We start from the raw sequence: 11184 nt of genomic DNA, 5'->3' as shown, positions 1-11184 counted from the left end.
TAGTGCTGCGGCCCGATGGGTTCGCCAGGTTCGCGGCGTCCGGTGCGGTGCATCGCAAGGCGGAGCGTCGTCCTCGTACTGGGCGTACTCGGGCGACTTCGACAACGCAGCGAGGTGCCGTGCCGGGCGTCGCAAACCGGTGGACCTGTCCGGTCACAGCACTAGCACGGCAGCTTCGACCCGCGCACATTTCCTGGTTGCACCCTGTCACGGCCTGCCGTACCGCCCTACCATCGCTGTATCCGTAGGCCCACCGCTCTCCGGGCATCCGGTCGGCCGAGGCGGTTCCACGTGGAACAACGCCGGCCGCGCCTGGGGAGTCGGAGCATCGGGGGATGCACACATGAACAGCGCTCCACACCTGCTCAACGAAGACCGCCAGGATTTCGAGCATGTCCTCGACGACGCGCTGCGTATCGCTCTCGACGACATGGGCGGCGGTGGCTCCGGGCCGGTCCCCGGCGACATCGGCCTGCCGCTGAACGCCGAGCAACTGCGCACCCTGGCGCTCGCCGCCACCGACGAGATCAACGCGGCCGCGGCCGCCGAATACGTGGCGTACCTCGCCGTCCGTACCGAGACGCGTGACGAGGTGCGCGAGGCGGCGAGCGCCCGCGAGAACCGCGCCTTCGGCTACGCCGCGATGGGCGTCGCGGACCGCGCCGGGTCCGGCGCGGGGCTCATACCGGTGCTCGCGGTCCTGACACCGCTGCTGGCCGGCGCCGCAGCGGTGATCTTTCTGCTCATCGGTTACGCGATGCACGCCGTCTCGCCGGAGCCGGCCATCGCCTCGCCGCTGCGGACGGCCGGCTGGTTCTTCGCCGCCCTGGCCGCCGCGTCGGCCCTGCTCGGCGGGATCGGGCTGCTGCTGACCGCGCTGCGCGACGGCGCCGGCGCGATCCACGACGCGCCGGACTCGCTGTCGCCCGAGGTCACCCAGGCACGGGAGCGCTGGCGCGAGGCGTTGCTGTCGCTGGGCATGCTGCCCTTCCTCGACGACACGATCAGACAGGCCACCACCCCCCACTCGCCCGCTCCGACGCCGCCCGCCGCCACCCCGCGCATGCCGCACCTCGGTTACTCCCGGCCGGACTTCTCCTCGCCCCAGGACCCCCGGCCGACCGCGCCGCGCTTCTCGTCCCCGGACTACAGCAGCCCCGACTGGGGCGGCCCGGAGCACGCGCCGGAGTAGCCGCGCCGTGGTGGCCGCGGTGGCCCCGGTAGCCGGGTGAGCCGCCGCCCCGTGGTCCTCCGGATGGCCGCGCCGGGTCGCCCCGGACGCGGCGCCTTGTTTGACTGCTCCCGTACCCGGTCAGAACGGGAGAAGCCCATGCGCCTGAGTCGTCCTCTCATAGCCCTGTGCACGATCGCCCCGCTCGTTCTCACCGCTGCGGCCTGCTCCGACTCCAGCGGGGGTCAGATCCGGGGCACCAACGGCCCGCACTTCTCACAGACCGTCAACGATCCGGTCCAGATCGAGGGCGCCTGCCACCATCTCGCCCCCCGTGGCCTGACCCAGGTCACCAACACCACCGGTATCGACATCGTGCTGCACAAGGGCGCCAACTGCGACGACCCGGGGGGCGTGCCCGGCGCCTACCTCAGCACGACCCTGTCCATCAAGGCCGGCCCGGGCCAGGGTCCCTGGCGCAGTTTCGTCACGGTGGGCCAGGCGCCCCCGGTCCCGGTCAACTCGTCGCTCGGATGACCGGGACCGGGGGCGGCCTGCCTTTCGGTGAGCGGGGTCAGTCGGCGAGCGGGAGGTAGACGCGGTTGCCGGCCGCCGCGAACTCGCGGGACTTCTCGGCCATGCCGGCGGCGATGTCGGCGGCGCTGCCGGAAGCGGTGCCGGAAGCGGTGCCGTCGGCGGTATCGGGATCGGCGGCCGAACCGGCGGCCGAACCGGTGGCGCCGTGGGTGCGGCGGATGTCGTGCGAGATCTTCATGCTGCAGAACTTGGGCCCGCACATGGAGCAGAAGTGGGCGGTCTTGGCGGGCTCCGCGGGCAGCGTCTCGTCGTGGAAGGAACGGGCCGTGTCCGGGTCGAGGGCCAGCTGGAACTGGTCCTCCCAGCGGAATTCGAACCGGGCGTCGGACAGGGCGTCGTCCCAGGCCTGCGCGTCGGCGTGGCCCTTGGCGAGGTCGGCGGCGTGCGCGGCGATCTTGTAGGTGATCACGCCGGTCTTCACGTCGTCGCGGTCGGGCAGCCCCAGGTGCTCCTTGGGCGTGACGTAGCAGAGCATCGCGGTCCCCCACCAGGCGATCATCGCGGCGCCGATACCGGAGGTGATGTGGTCGTAGCCGGGCGCGATGTCGGTGGTGAGCGGGCCGAGGGTGTAGAACGGCGCCTCCTCGCAGAGCTCCTGCTGGAGGTCGATGTTCTCCTTGATCTTGTGCATGGGTACGTGGCCCGGGCCCTCGATCATGGTCTGTACGTGATGCCGTTTGGCGATCGTGTTGAGCTCGCCGAGCGTGCGCAGCTCGGCGAACTGGGCCTCGTCGTTGGCGTCCGCGATGGAGCCGGGGCGCAGGCCGTCGCCGAGGGAGTAGGTCACGTCGTAGGCGGCGAGGATGTCGCAGAGCTCCTCGAAGTTCTCGTAGAGGAAGCTCTCCCGGTGATGGGCCAGGCACCAGGCGGCCATGATGGAGCCGCCGCGCGAGACGATGCCGGTCTTGCGGCGGGCGGTGAGCGGCACATGGCGCAGCAGCACCCCGGCGTGGACGGTCATGTAGTCCACGCCCTGCTCGGCCTGCTCGATGACGGTGTCCTTGTAGACCTCCCAGCTCAGCTGCTCGGCGCGGCCGTCGACCTTCTCCAGCGCCTGGTAGAGCGGGACGGTGCCGATGGGCACGGGGGAGTTGCGCAGCACCCACTCGCGGGTGGTGTGGATGTTCCGCCCGGTGGACAGGTCCATCACCGTGTCGGCGCCCCAGCGGGTCGCCCAGGTCATCTTGTCCACCTCTTCCTCGATGGAGGAGGTGACCGCGGAGTTGCCGATGTTGGCGTTGACCTTGACCAGGAAGCGCTTGCCGATGATCATCGGTTCGATCTCGGGGTGGTTGACGTTCGCCGGCAGGACCGCGCGGCCGGCCGCGATCTCCTCGCGGACCACCTCCGGCGGGACGTTCTCCCGCAGCGCGACGTACTCCATCTCCGCGGTGATCTCGCCCCGCCGCGCGTAGGCGAGCTGGGTGACCGGCCGCCCGTCGTGCCCGCGGCGGGGCAGCCGCGGCCGGCCGGGGAAGACGGCGTCGAGGTTGCGCAGCCCCGCGCCAGGGGCGGCGGGCTTGAGGCCGTCGTCCTCGGGTCGCACCGGGCGGCCGGGGTACGGCTCGGTGTCCCCGCGCTCGATGATCCAGTCCGCCCGGACCGGGGCCAGGCCCCGCCGGACGTCGGTCTCCACCGACGGGTCGGTGTACGGGCCCGACGTGTCGTAGAGCGTCACGTCCTGCCCGGTGGTGAGGTGCACCTGGCGGACCGGCACTCTCAGGTCGGGCCGTGATCCGGTGAGGTACGACTTGTGCCAGCCGATTTCACGCGTGCGGGCATCCTGCATGGTCATCAGACCCACTCCCTACGCCGGCATTACCCGGTAACAGGTTCAGCGGTCGGCGCAGCTGTCGCGTCGCGGCCGTGTCAGCCGCTCCGACGGGTCAGCGCCCTCTCAGCCCGGTGCTCCGAGCTCCCGCGTTTGCAAAGGTGGGACCACGGTAGCGGCTGACTGCGGACACGCACCAGGGCGTCTTGCGATGATCGGCCGGTGGACTCTTCCCAGGCGCACCCGCAGGGCGACAGCGGCAGCGGCACCGACCCCGGTCAGCACCCCGGCCAGGGCCACAGTCACAGTCACGGTCACAGCCACAACCACGGTCCGGTGCCGCCGGTCTCGAAGCACCTGCGGAAGGTCATCGCCGCGATCCTGGTGCCGTTCGGCGCCGCGGTGGTGGTCGGCCTGGTCCTGCTGTGGCCGGGGGGCGCGCCCGGCCACGCCCGGAGCGGTGTCGGCTTCGACCAGCAGACCCGCGACGGCAAGGTCACCGCGCTCGTCAATGCCTCCTGCGCCTCGGTCGGCGCGGCGCCGGCCGCCGCGGATCCGGCCGCCGGGGCAGCGACGGGCGGGACAACGGCGGGCGGGGCCGCCGGGTCGACGTCCGGTGCCGCCAAGGCCGACATCTGCCAAAAGGCCACCATCGAGGTCACTTCGGGCCCCGACCGGGGGAGTCACTACACCGAGATCGTGCAGCCGGACCAGACCCGCCGCTACACCAGGGGCGAAGGCGTCGTCCTCGCCTACGCCCCCAACGCGCCGCCCGGGATGCGCTACTCGGTCACCGACGTCGACCGCGGGCTGCCGCTGGCGCTGCTGGCCGGGATCTTCGCGCTGGCCGTCGTCCTCGTCGGCCGGCTGCGGGGCCTGACCGCGCTGATCGCGCTGGCGATCTCCTTCGCGATCCTGACGCTGTTCATCCTCCCGGCGATCCTGCACGGCGACAATCCGCTGCTGGTGGCGGTGGTGGGCGGCAGCGCGATCATGCTGATCGCCCTCTACCTCTGCCACGGCCTCAACGCGCGCACCTCGGTCGCGGTGCTCGGCACCCTGTGCTCGCTGTTCCTGATCGGTGTGCTGGGCTCGGTCTTCATCTCGTGGGCGCGTCTGACCGGCAACACCTCGGACGAGACCGGCCTGATCCACAACCTCTACCCGGACATCCAGATCAAGGGCGTCCTGCTGGCCGGGGTGATCATCGGCTCGCTCGGTGTGCTGGACGATGTGACGGTCACCCAGACCGCCGCGGTGTGGGAGCTGAAGGACGCCGACCCGGGCGCGAACTGGCGCAAGCTCTACGGGTCCGGCATGCGGATCGGCCGCGACCACATCGCCTCCGTGGTCAATACGCTGGTGATGGCGTACGCGGGCGCCGCGCTCCCGCTGCTGCTGCTCTTCTCGATCGCACGCAGCGGGGTGCTGCGGGTGGCGGACAGCGAACTCGTCGCCGAGGAGATCGTCCGCACGCTGGTGGGGAGTATCGGGCTGGTGGCGTCGGTGCCGCTGACCACCCTGCTCGCGGCGCTGGTGGTCAGCGCCGACCGCCATCCGCGCCAGGAGGACGGACCGGCCGGACCGGGCGGCGTGCCCGGGGCCCGCCCGGCCGGCGGTGGCGGCCACCGCCGGGCCAAGGGGGCACGTCAGCCGGCAGGCGGCGGGTGAACCCGCTCGCCGGGGGTGTCCCGAGGGCCGCACCCCCGGACATCTCCGGCGGCGCGGCCCTCGGGCGGCTCACCAGTCGCGCTTGGAGCCCGACCCGCCGGAGGTGACGCGCTTCACGACGAACACGAGCGCGCCGACCAGAATCACGAAGACCAGGACCTTGAACAGCAGGCCCACCACGATGCTCACCAGACTGGCGATCAGCGAACCGAAGACCACCAGTGCGATGACCGGTATCGCGATCCACTTCACCCACCACGGCAGGCTCTTCAGCAGCTTCTCCATGACCGTCTCAACACTCCTAGGTCGCCACGCGTTCCCGGACGGCCTTCCGCCGGTGATTCCTGTCCGCGGGACACCGGACGCGGTGTCGCGCGGTATCCCACTGCTTCGACTGTAGAGCCACACCGGCCGCCCGCGGAGATCCGCCGGACCGGACAGCACCCTGAACCGACCCCTAGGGTCCGCGGGGCTCGCCGGTCCGCCGGTCTCCGGGCCGCCGGCGGCGCGAAGAGCCCGGGCGGCCGCTATGCCTCCGGTGGCGAGAAGACCACCATGACCCGCAGGTCCTCGGTGATGTGGTGGAAGCGGTGCGCCGTCCCGGCCGGCACGTAGACCACGCTGCCGCGGGCGACCGCCGTGGTCTCCTCCCCCACGGTGATCGCCGCCCGGCCGCTGACCACGAGGTAGATCTCGTCCTGGGCGTGCGGCCCCTGCGGATCGCTCTCGCCGGCCTTGAGCGCGTACAGCCCCGCCGACATGGTGCGCTCCTTCAAGAAGCGCAGGTAGGCGCCCTGGTTGGCGGCCCGTTCCGCGTCCAGGTCGTCCAGCCGGAACACCTTCATAGCCACTCCTCAGCTGCCGCGGTCCCGATCGGGGTGCGTCCCGATCCCGATCCCGCTACGGTTTCTGCCCGGTCTCTTGCCCCGGTGATCGTGTCTGCGACGATCGCACTCATGAAGAATTTCATCGTCAAGACCCTGGCGAACGCCGGGGCCCTCGGTGTGGCCACCTGGCTGATAGCCGACATCACCCTCCCGGGTCACTCCATCTGGCGAGAGACCTTCTCCCTCATCCTCGTCGCCCTGGTCTTCGGCGTGGTGAACTGGCTGGTCAAGCCCGTGGTGAAAGTGCTGTCCTTCCCGCTGTTCATCCTCACTCTCGGCTTGATCACCCTCGTGGTGAACGCCCTGATGCTGATGCTCACCTCCTGGCTGGCGGGCAAGCTCAGCCTCGACTTCCACGTGCACGGCTTCTGGACCGCGGTACTCGGCGCCCTCATCGTCAGCATCGTCTCCTGGGGTCTGTCCACCGTCCTTCCGGACGACGAGTGAGCACCCGTTCCGGGGACAGCACTCGCAGCGTCCACGCCGGACGGCCGCCGGCGACCGCGTACCAGCCGTCGCTGCCGGGCCCGTCCTTCGTCTCGCACTACCACCTGCCGGGTGAGGCGAGCGGCCCCTACACCTACGGCCGCGACGGCAATCCCACCTGGGACCGGCTGGAGCAGGCGATCTCCGCGCTGGAGGCGCCCGACGATCCGGACGCCCGCACCCTGACCTTCGCCTCCGGGATGGCCGCGATCGCCGCGGTGCTGCTGTCGCAGGTGCGGTCCGGGCAGGTCGTCGTCCTGCCGTCGGACGGCTACCAGACGACACGCGCGCTCCAGGAGCGCCTGGAGTCGTACGGCGTACAGGTCCGGCTCGCGCCCACCGCGGGGGACGCCCAGCTCACCGCCCTGGAGGGCGCCCGGCTGCTCTGGCTGGAGACCCCGTCCAATCCCGAGCTCGACGTGTGCGACATCCGGCGGCTGGCCGAGGCCGCACACGCGGCCGGCGCGCTGGTGGCCGTCGACAACACCCTCGCCACCCCGCTCGGCCAGCGCCCGCTCGACCTCGGCGCCGACTTCTCGGTGGCCAGCGGCACCAAGGCGCTCACCGGGCACGGCGACCTGCTGCTCGGCTACGTCACCACCCGGGACGCCGAGCTGGCCGCCGGCGTGCGCAACTGGCGCAAGACCGTCGGCGCCATCCCCGGTCCCATGGAGGCCTGGCTCGCGCACCGTTCGCTGGCCACGCTGGCGCTGCGGGTGGACCGGCAGGCGGCCAACGCGCTGGCGCTGGCCTGCGCCCTACTGGAGCGGCCCGAGGTCACCGGGCTGCGCCACCCGGGCCTGCCGACCGACCCCGCGCACAAGGTCGCCGCCGCCCAGATGCGGCGGTTCGGCAGCGTGGTGTCCTTCACCCTCCCGGGCCGGGCGCACGCCGAACGCTTCCTGGCCGCGCTGCGGATGACCGCGGAGGCCACGAGTTTCGGCAGCGTGCAGTGCACGGCCGAGCGCCGGGCCCGATGGGGCGCCGACGCGGTGGCACCGGGCTTCATCCGCTTCTCGGTGGGCGTCGAGGACCCGGACGACATCGTGGCCGACGTACTGCGGGCGCTGGACGAAGCGATGTCCTGACCGGGGCTCGACGCGGGACCGGGTTCCTCGCGGCTCGACGCGGACCGGGGTCTGACCGGGGCTCGACGCGGGTCCGGTGGATGCGCCGGATCCGCCGGGTGGCGGCGAATGCTCCGATTCGGCCGCGTGAGCACGTTTGCCCCCGGCGCCGGCGCGGCAGACCTCTGGCATGCATTCGGACACACTCCCCGACCACCCCGACACCGCTGCCCGCCCGGTGGTCAAGCGCACCGCCCGCGCCATCCTGATCGACGGTGACCGGCTCGTCCTGATCAAGCGCACCAAGCCCGGCATCGCCCCGTACTGGCTCACCCCCGGTGGCGGAGTCGAGGAGGAGGACGCCGGCATCCTCGCCGCGCTGCACCGCGAGATCGACGAGGAGCTGGGCGGCAAGGTCGTCGACCCGGTGCCGGCTTTCGTCGACACCACCGAGCACCTCGCCGACGACGGCTCGCACGGGGTGAAGGTGCAGTTCTTCTTCGTGTGCCGGCTGGAGTCGATGGACCTGGCACGGCGGCACGGTCCGGAGATCGAGCAGCCGTGCGGCGAGTACGAGGTGGTGCGGGTGCCCTTCAGCCGGCTGGGCCTGGCCTCGGTGGACATCGTCCCGCTGACCCTGCGGCACTATCTGGACGCGAACATCGAGGGAGTGCTCGGGCTGCTCGGGCCCGATCTGCGCTGAGGCCGGGCCTGGTCCCCGGCTGCGCGGGCGGCCTTGCCCGGGAACGAGCAGCGCTGCCCGCGGGACGGGCTCAGTACTCGACGGTCACCAGCGGTCCGTGGCCGAGGTCGTGCCGTATCCGGTGCGCCGGCATGCCGATCCTGACCAGCGTGTCCACACTGCTGCGGACCATTCCGGGCGGCCCGGACAGATAGGCGTCGTACTCCTCCCACGGCCCGTGCCGGCGGACGGCGTCGGGCAGCGGACCGGTCAGCGCGTCCGGCGGGGTGTCGCAGATCACCGTGCGCACCGAGAGCCAGTTGTGCTCGCGCTCCATGGCCAGCATGGTGTCCAGGTCGTAGAGGTCGTAGCGGTGCCGGGCGCCGTAGAACACCTCGACATCACGAGTGCCACCGTGCCGGACCACGTCCTCGACGAGTGCCTTGATCGGCGCTATGCCGGTGCCGCCGCCGAGGCAGAGCAGGCCGGCGTCGGTGGTGTGGTCGACCGTCATCGAGCCGGCCGGCGGCCCGAGCCGGATCACATCGCCCGGGACGGCTCGGTGGACCAGTGAGGTGCTCACCCAGCCGGCCGGGATCGCCCGGATGTGGAAGCTGAGCAGCCCGTCGTCGCGTGGCGCCGCGGCAAAGGAGTAGTGCCGCCAGACCCGGGGCCACCACGGGGTCTCGACGGAGGTGTACTGCCCGGCGACGAAGGGATACGGCTGGTCGGGCCGCAGGGTGATCACCGCCACGTCCGAGGTGCGGCGTTCGTGGCCGACCACTTCGGCGTGCCACCAGGCCGGGGCGGTCCGCTCGTCGGCCGCCGCCGCGTCGATCATGATCTGCGAGATCGCGGTGTACGTTCGCACCCAGGCCGCCTCGGTCTGCGGGGCCCAGACCGGTGCCGCGTAACGGGCGAGCGCACCGAGCAGCGCCTCGCCCACCGCCGGATAGTGTTCCGGCCGGGTGCCGTATTTGCGGTGGCCCCGGCCCAGGCCGGACAAGTAGTCGGTGAGCGCGGCGGTGTCGTCCATGTGCTCGGCGGCGGTCAGCAGGGCCTTGAGCAGCCGGTCGCGCTGGGTGTCCATCGCCACCGGGAACATGTCGCGCAGTTCCGGGTGGCGGACGAACAGCAGCGCGTAGAAGTACGAGGTGGCCTTGTCCGCGTTCGGTGCGATCTCCTGCAGGGTGCGCCGGATCAGAAAGGCGTCCGGCGACGGAGGCTTGGCGTCCATGATGGGGGGAGCGTGGCATGTCCGGTGTGCGCACCGGGCGAATTGCTGAAAGGACCCTTTTCGGGCCGGGCAGGTCGCGTAGCCTCCGATGTGACTGCGCGATGTTTCACGTGGAACACACAGCGTGACGGGTGCCCGTCGGACCGCATCGGTCGCGGCCGGACTGCTGGGCGCCGCCGCGGTCCCAGTGCGATCCTGCCGCACCCCTCGGCCGGTACGGACAGCGACGCCGCGGTCAGCGGTCCGACCAGCCCGGAAAGCCGCCCGGCACCGGCGCTGACGGATCATAGGGCGCACGCGTGAACACGAAGGAGCCGAGGTCGAGATGGCTGAGGGTGCCGTCCGGCCGACGTACCGCCCGCAGGGTCTCACCTGCGAAATAGCCCTCCCGGCCGGTCCAGGTGCCGTCGTGTTCCACGTGGAACCTCGATCCGCGGCCCTGGCCGGCCAACGGCGCCAGCTGCAGCTCACTGCCGGACCGCACTCGCAGCGCGAAGCCGGAGGTCCCCCAGTACCAGGGCCCGGCGAGGTCCAGGAGTGCGGGATCGACCGGGTCGGCGGGCCGCCAGGGCCGGGGGAAACCGGGCTCCGCGTCGGCGGTGATCGCCAGCAGATCGGCCGCCACCGCGCCGACGGCAGGCCCGGAGGTGCAGTTGGCCAGGGCCAGCGCGCCCACCCCGTCCTCGACACTCACCCACAGCGCGGCGAGGAATCCCGGCATCGAACCGGTGTGCCCGGCGAGCGAACGCCCGCCCCGGCGTGTCAACTGCACACCGAGGCCGTAGCCGCCGTCCGGATCGGTGGCCTCGGGCGGTGCGGCCGGGCGCCGCATCTCCTCCACGGTCGCCGGGGCGAGCACCCCTTCGTGTCCCGACGCCAGAAAGGCCGCCCACCGCGCCAGATCCGCCGCGGTCGACCACAACTGTCCGGCTGGCGCCATCCGCCCGGTCTCCTGCACGGCCTCGGGCGTCATCACATCGGCCCACGGGTGAACGGCGAAGCCCCCGGCGGCCGGTGCCTGCGGCAGCAGCGTCGTGCGACGCATACCGAGCGGGTCGAGCACCTCGGTCCGCAGTGCTTCGCCCCAGGGCACACCGCGCAGCCGCTCCACCAGGGCGCCCAACAGGGCGAAGCCGGGGTTGGAGTAGTGGTGGCGGCTCCCGGCCGGGTGCTTGACCGGGTCGGAGCCCAGCACATCGGCGAGTTCGGGCCGCAGCTCGCCCGGTGTCCGCTCCCACCAGGGGCCGGGCGTCTCCGAGGCCAGCCCGGAGGTGTGCGCCAATAGCTGACCGACGGTCAGCGCGCCGGCTTCGGCGCCCAGCTCCGGCAGTTGCCGCCCCACCGGGTCGGTGAGCGCCAGCAGTCCCTCGTCCCGCAGCCGCATCACGAGTACGGCCACGAAGGTCTTGGTCAGTGAGCCGATCCGGTACTGGGTGTCCGTGTCCGGCGCGTGCCCCTCGATCATGCTGCGCGAGCCGCTCCAGACCAGTCGCCCGTCACGTACCACCGCCCCGACCAGTGAGGGCGTACGGCCTCGGGCCTGTCCAACCGCCACGCGGTGCAGCAGGGCCCGCCGGGTGCTCGGCAGCAACTGATCGCCGTCGTCCGGGGCTTG

The 11184-nt window shown here is 71.9% G+C and carries 11 protein-coding genes and 1 riboswitch; of the genes, 6 read left to right on the top strand and 5 right to left on the bottom strand.

Translation table 11 applies throughout. The features are described 5' to 3' along the window. Nucleotides 1-343: 343 nt before the first annotated feature. Both GA0115240_RS15320 and GA0115240_RS15315 read left to right on the top strand, forming a co-directional pair. A complete protein-coding gene (locus tag GA0115240_RS15320; RefSeq protein ID WP_093737227.1) occupies nt 344-1192 on the top strand; it encodes a hypothetical protein in 849 nt (282 codons plus the stop codon). Between the two features lie 138 nt (nt 1193-1330). Then, on the top strand, nt 1331-1708 hold the full coding sequence (locus GA0115240_RS15315) for a hypothetical protein (protein ID WP_093737226.1): 378 nt from the start codon (nt 1331-1333) through the stop codon (nt 1706-1708). A 37-nt stretch (nt 1709-1745) separates the two neighbouring features. Here the strand turns inward: GA0115240_RS15315 and thiC are convergent, their stop codons facing one another. Next, nucleotides 1746-3563 carry a phosphomethylpyrimidine synthase ThiC gene (gene thiC, locus GA0115240_RS15310; protein WP_093737225.1) on the bottom strand — a complete coding sequence of 606 codons (1818 nt, stop codon included), beginning with the start codon at nt 3561-3563 and terminating at the stop codon, nt 1746-1748. Further along, a riboswitch (TPP riboswitch) is annotated at nt 3556-3700 on the bottom strand. (Overlaps the previous gene by 8 nt.) A gap of 61 nt (nt 3701-3761) precedes the next feature. Here thiC and GA0115240_RS15305 point away from each other — a divergent pair. Then, nucleotides 3762-5210 (top strand): YibE/F family protein, encoded by a 1449-nt coding sequence (locus tag GA0115240_RS15305; RefSeq protein WP_093737224.1) that lies wholly within the window; start codon nt 3762-3764, stop codon nt 5208-5210. 69 nt (nt 5211-5279) lie between these two features. On the opposite strand, the gene GA0115240_RS15300 is transcribed toward GA0115240_RS15305, so the two are convergent. Both GA0115240_RS15300 and GA0115240_RS15295 read right to left on the bottom strand, forming a co-directional pair. Beyond that, nucleotides 5280-5495 (bottom strand): DUF5326 family protein, encoded by a 216-nt coding sequence (locus GA0115240_RS15300; RefSeq protein WP_161302232.1) that lies wholly within the window; start codon nt 5493-5495, stop codon nt 5280-5282. 242 nt (nt 5496-5737) lie between these two features. Next, nucleotides 5738-6055, bottom strand: coding sequence for a cupin domain-containing protein (locus GA0115240_RS15295; protein ID WP_093737223.1), 318 nt, complete (start codon nt 6053-6055; stop codon nt 5738-5740). Nucleotides 6056-6166: 111 nt separating this feature from the next. Between GA0115240_RS15295 and GA0115240_RS15290 the strand changes: the two genes are divergently transcribed. From GA0115240_RS15290 to GA0115240_RS15280, 3 genes are all read left to right on the top strand, one after another. Continuing rightward, nucleotides 6167-6544 (top strand): phage holin family protein, encoded by a 378-nt coding sequence (locus tag GA0115240_RS15290; protein WP_093737222.1) that lies wholly within the window; start codon nt 6167-6169, stop codon nt 6542-6544. Continuing rightward, a complete protein-coding gene (locus GA0115240_RS15285) occupies nt 6541-7671 on the top strand; it encodes a cystathionine gamma-lyase (RefSeq protein WP_176725086.1) in 1131 nt (376 codons plus the stop codon). The genes GA0115240_RS15290 and GA0115240_RS15285 overlap by 4 nt, the downstream gene beginning before the upstream one ends. A 169-nt stretch (nt 7672-7840) precedes the next feature. Continuing rightward, nucleotides 7841-8353, top strand: a complete 513-nt coding sequence (locus tag GA0115240_RS15280) for an NUDIX domain-containing protein (RefSeq protein WP_093737220.1) — start codon at nt 7841-7843, stop codon at nt 8351-8353. Between the two features lie 70 nt (nt 8354-8423). On the opposite strand, the gene GA0115240_RS15275 is transcribed toward GA0115240_RS15280, so the two are convergent. Together GA0115240_RS15275 and GA0115240_RS15270 are read right to left on the bottom strand one after the other, a co-directional pair. Then, entirely contained in the window at nt 8424-9857 is a 1434-nt protein-coding gene (locus tag GA0115240_RS15275; RefSeq protein ID WP_093737219.1) for a globin domain-containing protein, read from the bottom strand. Continuing rightward, a complete protein-coding gene (locus GA0115240_RS15270) occupies nt 9805-11160 on the bottom strand; it encodes a serine hydrolase domain-containing protein (protein WP_256069818.1) in 1356 nt (451 codons plus the stop codon). Before GA0115240_RS15270 ends, GA0115240_RS15275 begins: the two co-directional genes overlap by 53 nt. Nucleotides 11161-11184 lie beyond the last annotated feature (24 nt).

The sequence above is a fragment of the Streptomyces sp. DvalAA-14 genome (genome assembly GCF_900091855.1).
Taxonomy (GTDB): Bacteria; Actinomycetota; Actinomycetes; order Streptomycetales; family Streptomycetaceae; genus Actinacidiphila.
This window is presented reverse-complemented; position numbering and strand designations above follow the sequence as displayed.